Source organism: Mycolicibacterium neoaurum ATCC 25795 (assembly GCF_000691525.1).
Classification (GTDB): Bacteria; Actinomycetota; Actinomycetes; order Mycobacteriales; family Mycobacteriaceae; genus Mycobacterium; species Mycobacterium neoaurum.
Genome location: NZ_JMDW01000008.1, coordinates 734,530 through 750,188, shown reverse-complemented (window position 1 = coordinate 750,188; position 15,659 = coordinate 734,530). Strand labels below are relative to the sequence as shown.

At 67.1% G+C, this 15,659-nt stretch carries 14 protein-coding genes; 7 read left to right on the top strand and 7 right to left on the bottom strand.

Going from position 1 to position 15,659, the window contains the following annotated elements:
* The first annotated feature begins 16 nt into the window (after positions 1-16).
* Together IC40_RS0111010 and IC40_RS0111005 are read left to right on the top strand one after the other, a co-directional pair.
* The gene (locus IC40_RS0111010; RefSeq protein WP_030134765.1) at positions 17-832 is read left to right on the top strand and encodes an SDR family oxidoreductase; all 816 of its coding nucleotides are present in this window, start codon (positions 17-19) and stop codon (positions 830-832) included.
* Positions 833-851: 19 nt separating this feature from the next.
* Entirely contained in the window at positions 852-1,274 is a 423-nt protein-coding gene (locus IC40_RS0111005; RefSeq protein WP_030134764.1) for a PPOX class F420-dependent oxidoreductase, read from the top strand.
* Positions 1,275-1,287: 13 nt separating this feature from the next.
* Here IC40_RS0111005 and IC40_RS0111000 read toward each other — a convergent pair whose 3' ends face one another.
* The gene (locus IC40_RS0111000; protein WP_030134763.1) at positions 1,288-1,638 is read right to left on the bottom strand and encodes a heme-binding protein; all 351 of its coding nucleotides are present in this window, start codon (positions 1,636-1,638) and stop codon (positions 1,288-1,290) included.
* 19 nt (positions 1,639-1,657) lie between these two features.
* Complete coding sequence (locus IC40_RS0110995) at positions 1,658-2,002, bottom strand: hypothetical protein (protein WP_030134762.1); 345 nt, start codon at positions 2,000-2,002, stop codon at positions 1,658-1,660.
* 139 nt (positions 2,003-2,141) lie between these two features.
* Between IC40_RS0110995 and IC40_RS0110990 the strand changes: the two genes are divergently transcribed.
* Positions 2,142-6,656: an ATP-dependent helicase gene (locus tag IC40_RS0110990; RefSeq protein ID WP_030134761.1), complete on the top strand. Its 4,515-nt coding sequence runs from the start codon at positions 2,142-2,144 to the stop codon at positions 6,654-6,656.
* Positions 6,657-6,674: 18 nt separating this feature from the next.
* Entirely contained in the window at positions 6,675-7,427 is a 753-nt protein-coding gene (gene nei2, locus IC40_RS0110985; protein ID WP_030134760.1) for an endonuclease VIII Nei2, read from the top strand.
* Between the two features lie 5 nt (positions 7,428-7,432).
* Here nei2 and IC40_RS0110980 read toward each other — a convergent pair whose 3' ends face one another.
* Positions 7,433-8,572 carry a fatty acid desaturase family protein gene (locus IC40_RS0110980; protein ID WP_030134759.1) on the bottom strand — a complete coding sequence of 380 codons (1,140 nt, stop codon included), beginning with the start codon at positions 8,570-8,572 and terminating at the stop codon, positions 7,433-7,435.
* Positions 8,573-8,615: 43 nt separating this feature from the next.
* On the bottom strand, positions 8,616-9,683 hold the full coding sequence (locus tag IC40_RS0110975; RefSeq protein ID WP_030134758.1) for a ferredoxin reductase: 1,068 nt from the start codon (positions 9,681-9,683) through the stop codon (positions 8,616-8,618).
* A 128-nt stretch (positions 9,684-9,811) separates the two neighbouring features.
* Here IC40_RS0110975 and IC40_RS0110970 point away from each other — a divergent pair, with 128 nt between their 5' ends.
* Both IC40_RS0110970 and IC40_RS0110965 read left to right on the top strand, forming a co-directional pair.
* Positions 9,812-10,528, top strand: coding sequence for a TetR family transcriptional regulator (locus IC40_RS0110970; protein ID WP_420896601.1), 717 nt, complete (start codon positions 9,812-9,814; stop codon positions 10,526-10,528).
* 9 nt (positions 10,529-10,537) lie between these two features.
* Positions 10,538-11,320, top strand: coding sequence for an enoyl-CoA hydratase-related protein (locus tag IC40_RS0110965; RefSeq protein WP_030134756.1), 783 nt, complete (start codon positions 10,538-10,540; stop codon positions 11,318-11,320).
* Here the strand turns inward: IC40_RS0110965 and IC40_RS0110960 are convergent.
* Positions 11,317-12,087, bottom strand: a complete 771-nt coding sequence (locus tag IC40_RS0110960; RefSeq protein WP_030134755.1) for an SDR family NAD(P)-dependent oxidoreductase — start codon at positions 12,085-12,087, stop codon at positions 11,317-11,319. The genes IC40_RS0110965 and IC40_RS0110960 overlap by 4 nt on opposite strands.
* A 204-nt stretch (positions 12,088-12,291) precedes the next feature.
* Between IC40_RS0110960 and IC40_RS0110955 the strand changes: the two genes are divergently transcribed.
* Positions 12,292-13,059 carry an FkbM family methyltransferase gene (locus tag IC40_RS0110955; RefSeq protein ID WP_030134754.1) on the top strand — a complete coding sequence of 256 codons (768 nt, stop codon included), beginning with the start codon at positions 12,292-12,294 and terminating at the stop codon, positions 13,057-13,059.
* Here IC40_RS0110955 and IC40_RS0110950 read toward each other — a convergent pair.
* Both IC40_RS0110950 and IC40_RS0110945 read right to left on the bottom strand, forming a co-directional pair.
* A complete protein-coding gene (locus IC40_RS0110950; protein ID WP_030134753.1) occupies positions 13,048-13,899 on the bottom strand; it encodes a pseudouridine synthase in 852 nt (283 codons plus the stop codon). The genes IC40_RS0110955 and IC40_RS0110950 overlap by 12 nt on opposite strands.
* Positions 13,896-15,635: a glycerol-3-phosphate dehydrogenase/oxidase gene (locus IC40_RS0110945; protein ID WP_030134752.1), complete on the bottom strand. Its 1,740-nt coding sequence runs from the start codon at positions 15,633-15,635 to the stop codon at positions 13,896-13,898. Before IC40_RS0110945 ends, IC40_RS0110950 begins: the two co-directional genes overlap by 4 nt.
* Positions 15,636-15,659: the final 24 nt, after the last annotated feature.

Here is a 15,659-nt window from a genome sequence, read left to right as displayed (position 1 = left end):
CTGGTAGACACGACACATGCAGATCGAAGACAGCGTCGTCGCCATCACCGGAGCGGGATCGGGTATCGGGAAGGCACTGGCCTCGGCGTTCACCGGTGCGGGCGCCTCCGTGGTGGCTGGTGATATCGACGCGCGGGCGGCCACCGCGACCGCCGCCGAGATCGGCGGCAGATCGATCGGAGTCGGCGCCGACGCCGCGACGGTCGACGGGATCGCGACACTGCTGGAAGCCGCACGCTCGACTTTCGGACCGGTCGATATCTTCGTCGCCAACGCAGGCATCATCGGTGCACCAGAACTGGGTACCGACGCCGATTGGGACCGGGTGCTGGACGTCAACCTGCGTGCGCACATCCGCGCCGCGGACGCGTTGATCCCGGAGTGGACGGCCCGCGGCAGCGGCCACTTCGTGGCGGTCGCCTCGGCTGCCGGCCTGCTGACCCAGATCGGTGCCGCCGGTTACGCCGTCACCAAGCACGCTGCGGTCGGGTTCGCCGAGTGGCTGGCGATCACCCACGGCGATAACGGCATCGGAGTGACCGTGGTCTGCCCGATGGGGGTGGCCACCCCGCTGCTGGACGCGATCGTCGACTCGACCGATGACACCGCCCGGGTGGCCGCGGCTTCCATCACCACGGCGGGCGAGGTGCTCTCGGCCGACGATGTCGCCGCCGCGACCCTGGCCGGGGTGCGCGACGGCACATTCCTGGTGCTACCTCACCCCGAGGTGCTGGACATGTACCGAGGAAAGGGCGCCGACTACGACCGCTGGATCGCCGGAATGCGCCGCTACCGGCGCGCGCTGCACGAGAATGCGCACACAGCACGCTGATACGAGAGGACGCGACACCATGGCGACACTGGAACCTGAGGTAGCCGAGTTTCTGATGACTGGTACCCGCACCGGCATGCTCGGGTACGTCGCGGCAGACGGGCGACCATTGGTCGCCCCGGTGTGGTTTGTCCTCGACGGTGACGACGTGCTCTTCAACACCGATTCTGGTTCGGCCAAGGCGCGTGCGTTCGCCCGCGACCCCAGAGTGGTTCTGTGCGTGGATGATCCGCATCCGCCGTTCTCGTTCGTCCAGATCCAGGGCACGGTCGTTGTTTCCGATGATCTCGACGAGGTCAGGTCGGTCGCCACCCGTGCCGGCGGCCGTTACATGGGCGCGGACCGAGCAGAGGAGTACGGGCGCCGCAACGGCGTCCCTGGCGAACTGGTCGTCAGGATCACCCCGACGAAGGTCGTCAAGGCGTTTCGTCTCGCCTCCTGACGCGAGTGCCAAGTCAGCCGCCGCAGCGGTTGCGGAAATCCTTGGCGGGTTGCCTGATCCCCCTCAGTTCATCGCGCACCTGTGGGTTGTCGGTGAGGAACTTCTCCATCGCGGCCCGCCGCTCATCCTTGTCGAGGCCGTCGAGGGAGGTGAAGAAGTCATTCACCGGTGGATGGGTGAACAGATATGCAGAGGTTGCGGCGGACACTCCGGCCAGCACCCCCGTAAGGTCGGCAGCCGTGCAGTTCGGCGGCGGAGGTGGTGCCGGTGATGCCGATGCGGCGCCCGCCGACGCGGTGAGAACGGCCAACACGCCTGCGATCGTCGCGACCATCCGCGGTGTCGACGCCACTTTCCAGGTCATCTGGTCCTCCTCCGTTTCGTCATCGACGGCCTCCCCGGTTTCCCCCACCGACGTTTCCGCCGCCGGGTCTGCCGAAGCCCGGGTCGACCGGTACGCCCGGCCTGCCCACGCCGGGGACGAAGTCAACATCGATGCCCCAGTAGTAGTCGTCGCAGGCATACCAGTCGAGGTCGCACGCGTAGGGCACATACGGCCCCGATGAACCGCTGGGGCCGTCGCCCGAGTTGCTGCCGCGCACATCACCCTGCGAGCAGATGGTGGTTCCGCCGGCACTGGTGCAATCGGCGCCTGCGTGCGGCGATGGTGTCGCGGAGAGACCCGCCCCGATCAGAGCGGGGACGATGAGCATTTTCAACAGTCGCATCCGACGACTCCCTCACCTCACGTCATGAGCGAACCCATGGCGAGCTGAACGCTTAGATCGTAACCCTCTCCGACACCGCGCACCAGGGGATTTACCCTGCTCAGGATTGGTTGTCGGTGGTTGGGGGCACCATGGTGGGATGCCGCCCGTCGTCGACCCGCTCGCCCGCTTCAGTCAGCTGACGCGGGAGTGGTTCGCGGGCACCTTCCCGGCCCCCACCAATGCTCAGGCCCAGGCCTGGGCGGCGATCGCCGACGGCAGCGACACGCTCGTGGTGGCGCCCACCGGCTCGGGTAAGACGCTGGCCGCCTTCCTGTGGGCGATCGACGACCTGGCCCGATCCCCGGCGGAGTCCACCGGCACCCGGGTGCTCTACGTTTCACCGCTCAAGGCGCTCGCGGTCGACGTCGAGCGCAACCTGCGCACGCCGCTGACCGGCCTAACCAGGGTGGCCGAGCGACTGGGCAGTACGGCCCCGCAGATCACCGTCGGTGTGCGTTCCGGGGACACCACGCCCAAACAGCGCCGTGATCTCATCACCCGTCCACCCGACATCCTGATCACCACGCCAGAGTCGTTGTTCCTCATGCTGACCTCGTCGGCTCGCGAGACGCTGACCACCGTCACCACCATCATCGTCGACGAGGTGCATGCGGTCGCGGCCACCAAACGTGGTGCGCACCTGGCCGTTTCGCTTGAGCGGCTCGACGCGTTGCTGGACCGCCCCGCCCAGCGGATCGGCCTGTCGGCCACCGTGCGTCCGGCCGAAGAAGTGGCCCGTTTCCTCACCGGCAGCGGCGCGACCATCGTCTGCCCGCCCGCGGACAAGACCTTCGAGTTGCAGGTACAGGTCCCGGTGCCGGATATGACCAATCTGGCCGAGGGATCGATCTGGCCCGATGTCGAGGAACGCATCGTCGACCTGATCGAGACGCACCGGTCCTGCATCGTCTTCGCCAATTCCCGGCGCCTCGCAGAACGACTCACCTCGCGGCTCAACGAGATCCATGCCGAACGCAACGGTGTGGAGTTGCCAGGCTCGGCCGACGATGGTGGTGCGAACAAGAAGGTGGCCGGTGGTGCCCCGGCGTACGTGATGGCCAGCGGGCAGAGCTTCGGCGCTCCCACCGAACTGGCGAAGGCACACCACGGTTCGGTGAGCAAGGAGCAGCGCGCGCTCGTCGAGGATGACCTGAAAAGCGGACGCCTCAAGGCGGTCGTGGCCACCTCCAGCCTCGAGCTCGGCATCGACATGGGCGCGGTCGACCTGGTCATCCAGGTCTCCGCGCCGCCATCGGTGGCCAGCGGTCTGCAGCGCATCGGCCGTGCCGGACACCAGGTCGGTGAGATCTCCCAGGGTGTGCTGTTCCCGAAACATCGCACCGATCTCATCGACTGCGCGGTCACCGTCCAACGGATGCGGGCGGGCCAGATCGAGACCATGCGGGTGCCCACCAATCCGCTCGATGTGCTGGCTCAGCACACCGTCGCCGCGGCGGCGCTGGAGCCGCTGGACGCCGACGCCTGGTTCGACACCGTGCGGCGCAGCGCGCCCTTCGCGACATTGCCGCGCACGGCCTTCGAGGCCACGCTGGACTTGCTGTCCGGCAAGTACCCGTCCACCGAGTTCGCCGAATTGCGCCCACGCCTCGTCTATGACCGCGACGCCGGCTCATTGACCGCGCGCCCTGGTGCGCAGCGGCTTGCCGTCACCTCCGGCGGTGCGATCCCCGATCGCGGCATGTTCACCGTGTATCTGGCCTCCGAAGACGAGAAGCCGTCCCGGGTCGGTGAGCTCGACGAGGAGATGGTCTACGAATCCCGCCCGGGTGACGTCATCTCACTGGGTGCCACCAGCTGGCGGATCACCGAGATCACCCATGACCGGGTGCTGGTGATACCCGCGCCGGGATTGCCTGCACGGCTGCCGTTCTGGCGGGGGGACAGCGTGGGCAGGCCCGCCGAACTCGGCGCCGCGGTCGGCGCCTTCACCGGTGAACTCGCCAAGATGGATTCCGAGGGTTTCCGGCAGCGTTGCCGCGATGTCGGCTTCGATGATTACGCCACCGACAATCTGTGGCACCTCATCGACGAGCAGCGTCAGGCCACGGGCGCGGTCCCCAGTGACAGCACGCTGGTGGTGGAGCGGTTTCACGACGAACTCGGTGACTGGCGCGTGATCCTGCACTCCCCCTATGGTTTGCGCGTCCACGGTCCGCTGGCATTGGCCGTGGGACGCCGGCTGCGCGAGCGTTACGGTATCGACGAGAAACCCACTGCCTCCGACGACGGCATCATCGTGCGCCTTCCCGACGGTGGGGAAGATCCGCCGGGGGCCGACCTCTTCGTCTTCGAGCCCGACGAACTGGATGCCATCGTCACCGCGGAGGTCGGCGGTTCGGCACTGTTTGCCTCGCGGTTCCGCGAGTGCGCCGCTCGGGCGCTGCTGCTGCCGCGGCGCCACCCGGGTAAACGCTCCCCGCTGTGGCACCAGCGGCAGCGGGCCTCACAGCTGCTCGACGTGGCCCGCAAGTATCCGGAGTTCCCGATCGTGCTGGAGGCCGTCCGGGAATGCCTCCAGGATGTCTATGACGTCCCCGCGCTGACCGACCTGATGAGCAAGGTCGCTCAGCGCCGCGTCCGGCTCGTCGAGGTCGAGACCGCCACCCCGTCGCCCTTCGCCGCCGCCGCCCTGTTCGGCTATGTCGGCGCGTTCATGTACGAGGGTGACAGCCCGCTCGCGGAGCGCCGTGCGGCTGCCCTGTCGCTGGACACGGTGTTGCTCGCCGAGCTGCTCGGCCGTGTCGAACTGCACGATCTGCTCGATCCGGATGTGGTGGCCACCACCGCCCGCCAACTCCAGCACCTCGAGCCCGATCGCGCCGCCCGCGATGCGGAGGGCGTCGCGGACCTGCTGCGATTGCTGGGACCGCTCACCCAGGAGGAAATCGCCGCTCGGGCAACGACACCCGATATCGGCGGCTGGCTGGAGGGGCTGCGGCAAGCACGCCGGGCGCTGACCGTCTCCTTCGCCGGCCGGACGTGGTGGGCGGCGGTCGAGGACATCGGATTGCTGCGTGACGGTGTTGGCGTCGCGGTCCCGGTGTGGGTGCCGGCAAGCCTCAGCGAGTCGGTCAAGGATCCGCTTTCCGATCTGCTGGGCCGATACGCGCGCACCCACGGTCCCTTCAGCACCGACGAGGCGGCGGCCAGGTTCGGTCTGGGCATCCGGGTGACCTCCGATGTGCTCGGCCGCCTGGCTGCTGACGGCAGGTTGATCCGCGGCGAGTTCACCGCCGCGCCGGGTCCCTCCGAACAATGGTGTGACGCCACCGTTCTGAAAATCCTGCGCCGTCGGTCACTGGCAGCGTTGCGGGCCGCGGTCGAGCCCGTGAGCACCGCCGCATACGGACGCTTCCTGCCCGCCTGGCAGCACCTGGGATCAGAGCAGGTGCGCGGCGTGGATGGCGTGGCCGCGGTCATCGAGCAGCTGGCCGGACACCCACTTCCCGCGTCGGCGATCGAACCGCTGATATTCGGCCAACGCGTCGCCGATTACCAGCCGGCCATGCTGGACGAGCTACTGGCCTCCGGTGAGGTCACCTGGTCGGGCGCCGGGCAGATCGGCGGCAGCGACGGGTGGATCGCGTTCCACCTCGGTGAGACGGCGGCACTGACACTGGCAGCGCCGATCGATATCGACTTCACCGACACACACCGAGCCATCCTGGATGCCCTCGGGCACGGTGGCGCATTCTTTTTCCGCCAGCTCACCGACGGCTCGACCGGGACCGAATTCAAAACTGCCCTCTGGGATCTGATCTGGGCGGGCTGGGTCACCGGTGACACGTTCGCCCCGGTGCGTGCTGTGCTGGCCGGCTCGCGACGCTCTGGCGCGCCCGCGCATCGGCAGCGTCAACGTCCGCCCCGGTTGAGTCGCTACAGCCTGACCCAGGGCCAGCAGCGAGCCGACCCGATGGTGGCCGGCCGCTGGTCTGCCCTACCCACGGCGACACCGGATTCCACGGTGCGCGCACACTTCCAGGCCGAGTTGCTGCTGAACCGCTATGGCGTACTCACCCGCGGTGCCGCAGACGGGATACCCGGCGGGTTCGCGATGTTGTACAAGGTGCTGACCGCCTTCGAGGACGCCGGTCGCTGCCAGCGTGGCTACTTCGTGGAATCCCTTGGCGGGGCGCAGTTCGCGGCCGCCTCGACGGTGGACCGGCTGCGCTCCTATCTCGACGGGGTGGACCCGCAGCGCCCCGAACTCCACGCCGTGGCGTTGGCGGCCACCGATCCGGCCAACCCCTATGGTGTGGCGCTGCCGTGGCCCGATGACACCGAGCTGACGCATCGGCCCGGCCGCAAGGCCGGCGCGCTGGTCGTCCTGGTCGACGGCGCCCTGGTCTGGTTCGTCGAACGCGGCGGGCGAACCCTACTCAGTTTCACCGATGACCCCGGCACCCAACAGGCCGCCGCCGCGGCCCTGTCCGGCCTGGTGAGCACAGGCCGGGTGCCATCATTGTTGGTCGAGAAGATCAACGGCACAAGCGTGCTGGAACTCGCCGGCGACGCGACCCTCACCGCCGTCCAGGACGCGCTGCTGGAGTCAGGCTTCGCCCGCACCCCCCGTGGCCTGCGACTTCGCTGAGCGCACGATACTGAACTCATGCCCGAGGGTGACACGGTCTATCGCACCGCCACGAAACTGCGGGAAGCGCTCGTCGGCCGCACCCTGACCCGTTGCGACGTCCGAGTCCCACGGTATGCGGCGGTCGACCTGACCGGTGAGCACGTCGACGAGGTGCTCAGCCGCGGCAAGCACCTGTTCATCCGCGTCGGCGCGGCCAGCATCCACTCCCACCTCAAGATGGACGGCAGCTGGGTGATCGGCTCGTTCCGTGGTCCCCAGCATCGGATCAGGATCGTGCTGGGCACCGCCGACACCGTGGCCTTCGGCATCGACCTGGGCGTGCTGGAAGTGCTCGAGCGCGCCGCCGACCAGGACGCCGTCGCCCATCTGGGCCCCGACCTGCTCGGCCCGGACTGGGATCCGCAACTGGCCAGGCAGAACCTGATGGCCGAGCCGGATCGTGAACTCGCCGATGTGCTGTTGGACCAACGGGTCATGGCCGGTGTGGGCAACGTGTACGCCAACGAACTGTGCTTCGTGCTCGGTAAGCGACCCGACTCCCCCGTCGGCGAGGTTGCCGATCCGCTACGCGTCGTCCAGCGCGCGCGGGACATGTTGTGGCTCAACCGCAACCGTGCCAATCGCATCATCACCGGCAATACCCGCAGGGGCCAACAGTTCTGGGTGTACGGCAGGGCCGCAGAACCGTGTCGCCGCTGCCGAACCCCCATCAGGAGGGACGACAGCGGCGACCGTATCCGGTATTGGTGCCCCAACTGCCAACGCTGAGCGCGTCAGGCAGCGGCCCTGGCCTGCGACTCCTCGGCGGGTTTGCGATTCGGCAGCGCCAGCCGCCAGATCTTCTTGACCACCGAGAAGAACTGCTTGGGCAGCGGTCCACTGTTGTAGGGCAGGCCGTAACGCTGGCAGATCTCGCGGACCTCACCGGAGATCTCCGCGTAGCGGTGGGCCGGGATGTCCGGGAACAAGTGGTGCTCGATCTGGAAGGACAGGTTGCCACTGAAGATGTGGAACCACTTGCCGCCACTCAGATTCGCCGAACCCAGCAGCTGCCGGTAATACCACTGGCCGCGGGTCTCGCTCTTGGTCTCCTCGACGGTGAACTCGTGGGTGCCCTCGGGGAAGTGACCGCAGAAGATGATGGCGTAGGACCACACGTTGCGCATCAGGTTGGCCGTCATGTTGCCGGCGAACACGAACGGTGCGAACGGTCCGGCCAGCAGCGGGAAGGCCACGTAATCCTTGACGGTCTGCTTCTTGACCTTCGCCCACATCTCGGTGAGCATCTCTTTCTTGTCGCGCAGTTTGATCTCACCGGCGCGGATGCGCTCGGTCTCCAACTCGTGCAGCGCGACGCCGTACTGGAAGAACACCATCAGCAGGAAGGCGTAGACCGGGTTACCCAGGTAGTACGGATGCCACTTCTGGTCCTCGCTCATCCGCAGGATGCCGTAGCCGATATCACGGTCCAGGTCCACGATGTTGGTGTAGGTGTGGTGCATGTAGTTGTGCGAGTGCCGCCACTGGTTGGACGGGCAGGCCGAATCCCATTCGAAGTTCTGCCCGCGCAACGCCGGATCGCCCATCCAGTCGTACTGGCCGTGCATGACGTTGTGGCCGATCTCCATGTTGTCGAGGATCTTCGACAGACCCAACATCACGGTCCCGACCGGCCAGGCCGGCGGCAGGAACAGCAGCACCCGGCCGCCGAACTCGAGACCGCGCTGCCACTTGATGATCTGTCGGATGTAGTTGGCGTCGCGCTCGCCGAGATCGGCCAGCTGGCGCTCACGGATGGCGTCGAGTTCGGCGCCGAAGGCCTCGAACTGTTCCGGGGTGAGCCTGTACTTTGCCGAGCTGCGGGGCTTGGCGGGGGTCGGGGTGGAGCTACGGGGCAAATCCAAGGTCGTCATGACATTGCCTTTCGTTTCTCGAAAACTTCAGGGATTCAGGTGTTCAGAGGTCGATGGCGACATCGCCGACCGGGGCGCTGACGCAGATCCGGATGTCTTCACAATCGTCGGTGGATACCGTTCCGTTGAGCAGATTGCGCACCGCGCCGCGGGTTTTGGGTCGAGTGCAGCTGAAGCAGATGCCCATCCGGCAGCCGCTCTCGGGGTTCAGCCCGGCGGCCTCGGCCTGCTCGAGCAGCGTCTGGCCGCTGTCGGCGACCTCGACGCCGCTGGTCGTGAAACTGATGGTGCCGCCCGTCGATTCGGCAGGAACGGCGAACACCGGCGGGACGAAACTCTCGGACCGCGCATCCGGACGCAGTTCCCGGACGGCCTCGACCAGCGCCGGTGGACCGCACACGTAGACGGCATCGGGTTCGGCCATAGCCGCCGACAGGTGGTGGGCGGCGAAGTGGCCGTCGAGGTCAGCGCCCTGATCGTCTCGGGTGTAGCCGTGCAGTACCCGCACACCGGGCATCCGATCGAGCTCATCGCGATAGCAGGCGTCCTGCTCGCAGCGCGCATAGTGGATGAAGGCCGCCTCACCGGTGAACCCTTCGGCCTTCAGGGTGCGCAGCATCGACAACACCGGGGTGATACCGCTGCCGCCGGAGACGAACAGGATGCGCTCGGGACGCTGGGCCGGCATGGTGAAGTCACCGCCGACGGAGTCCAGTCCGACCACCATGCCCGGCTTGGCGTTCTCGTACAGGTAGGTCGACACCAGCCCGCCGTCGTGCAGGCCGACGGTCAGCTCGATGAGCCGGCTGCCCTCGGCGCTGGCCGGCGAGTACGGCCTGGTCCGGCGGCGGCCGTCGATCTCCACCGACAGGTTGATGTGCTGCCCCGCCCGAAAGCCGGTGAAGGCCTGGTTGGGTTCCAGCGTCAGCGTGACGCTGCGGGTCGTCTGGCGGCGTACCGCCACCACCTTTGCGCGGGCATTGCCCTTGATCCACACCGGATCGACGATCTCGGTGTACCGGTCCACACCATGCGGTCCGGTCAACAGATCCAGCAGCGGCGAGCGGAGCACCCGGTCCCGCAGCCTGTGCGTCAACGTTTCGGTGAACATATGTACACTCTGAAACAGTACCGCCGGTCCCGTCAACCAATATCTGCAGGTTGTGATGGCCATAACACGGTGAACACATGTACTCCCAAATCACTAACAAGTGGAGACGCAATGACGGGCACGGCCCGATGAGCACAGTTGTAGGCTCGATGGTTGTGGAAAGCGACACGCCAAGGTCCCGGTCGGGCCGCTCCGGCCGGAGCCGGTCCAGCCGGCCGGCAAAGGACACCTTGTCGCGCGAAGAGCGCAAAGAGGTCACCCGCCGAGCCATCGTCGCCGCCGCCCTGCACCTGCTGGAGCAGGACAGCTTCACCGCACTGAGCCTGCGCGAGGTGACCCGCGAAGCCGGGATCGTGCCCGCCGCCTTCTACCGGCATTTCGAATCCATGGAAGCGCTCGGGCTGGTGCTCATCGACGAGTCCTTCCGCTCACTGCGCGATATGCTGCGCGGCGCGCGGGCCGGCAAGCTCGACCCCAACCACGTCATCGACTCGTCGGCCGAGATCCTGATCGCGAGCATCAGCGAACGCCGTGAGCACTGGCGGTTCATCACCCGCGAACGCTCGAGCGGAGTCTCGGTGCTGCGGTACGCCATTCGCACCGAGCTCCGACTGCTCACCTCTGAGCTCGCCATCGACCTGGCCCGCTTCCCCGGCCTCAAGGGCTGGAGCAGCGAGGATCTCAACATCCTGGCCAGCCTGTTCGTCAACGCCATGATCTCGGTCGCCGAACTGGCCGAGGACGCCGCCGACCAGACCGCGCTCGATGAGATCAAACGGACCGCCATCAAACAGATGTCGATGATCACCATCGGGGTCCGGGGCTGGAACAGCGCGACCACCTAGAGTCGGCTCATGCCGACCCTCGAGCTCTCCCGTCCACGCCCCGAGATCGCCGTCATGACCCTGAACAGGCCGGACAAGCTCAACGCGCTGTCCCCCGAACTCGTCGAGGATCTGCACGCCACCCTGGACACGATCGCAGCGGACAACGACTGCCGGGTGGTGGTGCTCACCGGCGCCGGTCGCGGATTCTGCTCGGGGCTGGACCTCACCGACAGCAGCACGCCACCGGTCTCGGACGGACTGGAGAAGCCGCGGGCGGGGATGCGCTGGCAGGAACGTATTGCCGCGTTGACGGTCAAACTGCACCGGCTGCGCCAGCCCGTGATCGCCGCGGTCAACGGCGCGGCCTACGGCGGCGGGTTCGCCCTCGCCATGGCCAGTGACATCCGCGTCGCCTCGGAGGCCGCGCGCTTTTGCACCCAATTCATCAAGCTCGGCCTCGGCGGCTGCGATATCGGGGTCAGTTACACGTTGCCGCGCATCATCGGTGCGGGCCCCGCCTTCGACCTGATCCTGACCGCGCGCACCGTCGACGCCGCCGAGGCGCTGCGCCTGGGCATGGTGTCCCGGATCGCGACGGACCCGCTGGCCGAAGCACTCGACATCGCCGAAACCATGTGCGGATTCGGCACATTCGGCCTCGAATCGACCAAACAGGTGCTATGGGCCAATCTCGACGCGGGCTGCCTGGAAACCGCGCTGCAGGTCGAGAACCGCAGCCAGATCCTGGCCGCCGGCAGCGGCGCGATGCAGGCTTTCACCGATGCATTCGCCGCCCGCAAGCAGGGTTAGCGGGGCGTCCCGCCGCCGTCGACGATCACGACCTGCCCGGTGATGTAACTGCCGGCCGCCGAACACAACAGCAGCGCAGCCCCCACCATCTCGTCAGGGGATGCCAGCCTGCCCAACAAGGTCCCGTTGGTCATCGCATCGATGGCCTCCTGCGGGTTGTTGCGCATCATGTCGGTGTCCACAGGTCCGGGCGCGATGGCATTGACCCGGATACCGGCCGACACCAGCTCGGCGGCCATCGATCGGGTCATCGACATCAACGCGGCCTTGCCCGATGCGTAGATGGACAACGCCGGCGCGAACATGAACGCGCCGACCGAGACCATGTTCAGGACGGCCGCGGCCGTACTGCGCTGCAGATGCGGCAGTGCGTGCTGCACCAGGAACACCGGTCCCTGCAGATTGACCGCATACGACTTCTGCCACGCCTCCGGCGTCATCTGGCCGATCGGCTGGGCCAGCGCGTTGGCGGCATTGTTGACCACCACATCGATGCCGCCGAACTCGGCAACCGTCGCCTCCACCAGGGCGCCCAGGTCGTCCACGTCACCCATGTGCGTCGGCACCCCGATGGCCTGCCCACCGAGGCCGCGCAGATGCTCCGCAGCGGCCGCGCAGGCCTCCGGTTTACGGCTGGCGACGACCACCCTGGCACCGGCCAGCACGAACCCCTCGGCCAGCGCAAGACCGATTCCGCGGGTGCCCCCGGTCACAATCACGGTGCGATCAGTCATGTCGAACAATCGGTCAAAAGCTGCGCGATCCACGCCAGTAGTAGATCAGATCGCCCCGCTGACGTGCGGGAAACTGGACCCCAGCAACCGACCGCGCGCCCCTCGGACCGGTCGCCTACGCTCTACGCGGACCCCTTCGAGGGGCGCACCTAGGCTGTGAACATCTGTTTCGGCAGCTAATCTCGATCCGAACCGGGTGCCGCGCCGATCGGGCGGGCCCGCGAACCTGGAGGTGTAATGCAGATCGCTGGACGCGGGGCCGGCAAGATTGCCAGTTCTGTGCTGCATCGCCGGAACTACATCGCAGCCCGGAACATGTTCCGCGTCTACGAGCATCCGATCGCGGTCTTCAAGCAGTATCTGACCGGCGGCGGGAGCTACCCCACCACGATGCGCCTGCGCAGCCCGATGGGCTGGCTCGAGCTACGCCTTTACTCGTCGCACGACCTGCTCACCGTCAACGAGATCTTCTGCCGGTCGGACTACCACGCCGATGCCGACGACCGCGTCATCGTCGACTACGGCTCCAATATCGGCATCTCGGCGGCATACTTCCTTTCCCGCAGCAAGGACGCCTACACCTATCTGTTCGAGCCGCTGCCGCGGAACGTCACGCGCCTACAGGAGAACCTGCGCCCCTTCGAGGATCGGTACACCCTGCAGCAGGTCGCGGTGGGAGCGGCCGCAGGCGAGGTCGAGTTCGGGTTCGAGGAGACCGGGCGCTACGGCGGCGTCAACGCCCACTTCGGCAACTCGCTGACCGTGACCTGTGTGGAATCACAACAGGTGCTTCGCGATGTCATCGACAAGCACGGGCACATCGACATCCTGAAGATCGATATCGAAGGACTGGAAGCGGCCGTCATCGACAACATCCCGGTCGATGTCGCGGCGAAGATCAAGAAGCTCTACGTCGAGTACCTCTTCGACGAGAACCCGCTCGCGCAGACCCACTCGCTGGAGCACTACGGCGGTATCGCCCAGTTCACCCGTCTAGCGAACTGACAACTCCCGCAGGCTGACGAACCGGCGGGATGCACCGCTGAGCGGGTCGTCGAACTCCAGGCATCGGGCCAGCAACTGCAGCGGTCGCGAGAAATCGCCCGACGGCACCTCGACGATGTGCGGATAGAGCGGGTCGTTGTCGATCGGCACGCCCATCGAATTCATCTGCACCCGCAACTGATGGGTCCGCCCGGTGCGTGGGCACAGCTTGTACAGCCCGGCGCCCAGACTCTCGGCATAGGTCACGGCGTTCGGCTCGCCGGGCTCCTCGAACGCCTGCAGGCGACCGCGCACCTTGGTGATCCTGCTGCGCAGCACCGCGGGAAGCGCGACGGTCGGGGTTCCGGCGGCCCGCGCCAGATATGTCTTGCGCACGCGGCCGTCGGCGAACATCGTCTGATAGGCACCCCGCACCTCGCGGCGGACGGTGAACAGCAGCACGCCGGCTGTCAGCCTGTCGAGCCGATGCGCCGGGCTCAGTTCGGCAAGGCCGAGCTCACGGCGCAACCGCACCAACGCGGTCTGCACGACATGCCCACCGCGGGGCATGGTCGCCAGGAAGTGGGGTTTGTCGACGACGACGATATCGTCGTCGTGGTGCAGGATCGGCATGTCGAACGGCACCGTCACCTCGTCGGGCAGATCGCGGTAGAGGTAGACGTGCGCGCCCGCCGCAAGCACCGAGTTCTCGTCGTAAGGGACACCATCGGACGAGAACACGTCTCCGGCAACTACTTTGGCGCCCGCGCCCCAGCGTCGCTCGAACTCGTCGACCAATCTTCCGCCGTGCAGCCGCACCCGCGCCGGGCCGATCCCGGCGTACCGGTCGGATGTGCTCAAGTAAGCGGCACCGGTTCCAGGATCTCCGCGCGCGCCTCGGGGGCCGCCGCTCGCAGGGCATCGGCGGACTCGTCGTCCGGTTGGGTCTGCGAGCGCACCTCGGCCTCCACCCGCGCCACATAGGTCGCCACCTCGCGATCGATGTCCGCTTCGCTCCAACCGAGCACGGGGGCAACGGTTTCGGCGACCTCACGGGCACAGTCCACACCCCGGTGCGGATACTCGATCGAGATCCGCATCCGCCGGGCCAGGATGTCCTCCAGGTGCAGCGCGCCTTCGGCCGCCGCGGCGTAGACCGCCTCCACCTTCAGGTATACCGGCGCGGCCGTGATAGGTTCGAGCAGTTCGGGTTTCCCGTCCGCCATCGTCAAAACCTCACTGATCAGCGAGCCGTAACGATCCAGCAGGTGGCGGACCCGGTAAGGGTGCAGATCGTAATGGGCACCCACATGCTCGGTCTGGTTCACCAGTGCGAAGTAGCCGTCGGCGCCCACCAGCGGCACCTTCTCGGTGATCGACGGCGCCACCCGGGTCGGCACGAATTCGGCTGCGGCATCGATGGCGTCGGCGCCCATCACCCGGTAGGTGGTGTACTTGCCGCCCGCAATGGCCACCAGCCCCGGCGAGGGCACCGCCACGGCGTGTTCGCGGGACAGCTTGGAGGTCGACTCGCTCTCACCGGCCAACAGCGGACGCAGGCCGGCATAGACACCGTCGATATCGTCATGAGTCAGCGGCGTGGCCAACACCGAGTTGACGTGACCGAGGATGTAGTCGATATCGGCCTTCGTCGCCGCCGGGTGGGCCAGGTCGAGATTCCAGTCGGTATCGGTGGTCCCGATGATCCAGTGGGTGCCCCACGGGATGACGAACAGCACCGACTTCTCGGTGCGCAGGATGATCGCCACCTCGCTGACGATGCGATCACGCGGGACCACGATGTGCACACCCTTGGAGGCGCGCACCCGGAACCGTCCGCGCTCCTTGCTCAGAGCCTGGATCTCGTCGGTCCACACCCCGGTCGCGTTCACCACGACATGTCCGTGCACCTCGGTGACGGCGCCGTTCTCCGAGTCGCGCACCCGCACGCCGGTCACCCGGTCACCCTCGCGCAGCAGTGCCACGACCTGGGTCGAGGTGCGCACCACCGCGCCGTAATGGGCCGCGGTGCGGGCCACCATCATGGTGTGGCGCGCATCGTCGACAACGGTGTCGAAGTACCGGATGCCGCCGATCAGCGAGCTGCGCTTGAGGCCGGGGGCCAGCCGCAACGCTCCGGCTTTGAGCAGATGTTTCTGCGCCGGAACGGATTTCGCTCCACCGAGCTGATCGTAGAGAAAGATGCCTGCCGCGATATAGGGCCGCTCCCACAGCCGTTTGGTGAGGGGGAACAGGAATGGCAGCGGTTTCACCAGATGCGGGGCCAGGGTCGTCAGCGAGAGCTCGCGCTCGTGCAGCGCCTCGCGCACCAGGCCGAACTCCAGTTGCTCCAGGTAGCGCAGGCCACCGTGGAACATCTTGGAGCTGCGGCTCGACGTGCCCGAGGCGTAATCGCGCGCCTCGACCAGCGCCACCCTCAGACCACGGGTCGCGGCGTCCAGGGCGGCACCGGCGCCGACGACGCCACCGCCGATGACGACGACGTCGAACTGTTCGCTGCCGAGTCGTTCCCAGGCCGTCGCGCGCTGGGCAGGACCGAGTTGAGCTTGACCATTGCCAGAAATCGGGTCAGTCACGCCCTCGAGCCTACGTTGCGTGAC

What these genes read in the sequence shown, in the direction of transcription:
- IC40_RS0110995 (WP_030134762.1), bottom strand. Translation starts at nt 2,002, where the DNA reads ATGCGACTGTTGAAAATGCTCATCGTCCCCGCTCTGATCGGGGCGGGT.
- IC40_RS0110970 (WP_420896601.1), top strand. Translation starts at nt 9,812, where the DNA reads ATGAGCACAGTTGTAGGCTCGATGGTTGTGGAAAGCGACACGCCAAGG.
- IC40_RS0111005 (WP_030134764.1), top strand. Translation starts at nt 852, where the DNA reads ATGGCGACACTGGAACCTGAGGTAGCCGAGTTTCTGATGACTGGTACC.
- IC40_RS0110990 (WP_030134761.1), top strand. Translation starts at nt 2,142, where the DNA reads ATGCCGCCCGTCGTCGACCCGCTCGCCCGCTTCAGTCAGCTGACGCGG.
- IC40_RS0110980 (WP_030134759.1), bottom strand. Translation starts at nt 8,572, where the DNA reads ATGACGACCTTGGATTTGCCCCGTAGCTCCACCCCGACCCCCGCCAAG.
- IC40_RS0110965 (WP_030134756.1), top strand. Translation starts at nt 10,538, where the DNA reads ATGCCGACCCTCGAGCTCTCCCGTCCACGCCCCGAGATCGCCGTCATG.
- IC40_RS0110955 (WP_030134754.1), top strand. Translation starts at nt 12,292, where the DNA reads ATGCAGATCGCTGGACGCGGGGCCGGCAAGATTGCCAGTTCTGTGCTG.
- IC40_RS0110975 (WP_030134758.1), bottom strand. Translation starts at nt 9,683, where the DNA reads ATGTTCACCGAAACGTTGACGCACAGGCTGCGGGACCGGGTGCTCCGC.
- nei2 (WP_030134760.1), top strand. Translation starts at nt 6,675, where the DNA reads ATGCCCGAGGGTGACACGGTCTATCGCACCGCCACGAAACTGCGGGAA.
- IC40_RS0111010 (WP_030134765.1), top strand. Translation starts at nt 17, where the DNA reads ATGCAGATCGAAGACAGCGTCGTCGCCATCACCGGAGCGGGATCGGGT.
- IC40_RS0111000 (WP_030134763.1), bottom strand. Translation starts at nt 1,638, where the DNA reads ATGACCTGGAAAGTGGCGTCGACACCGCGGATGGTCGCGACGATCGCA.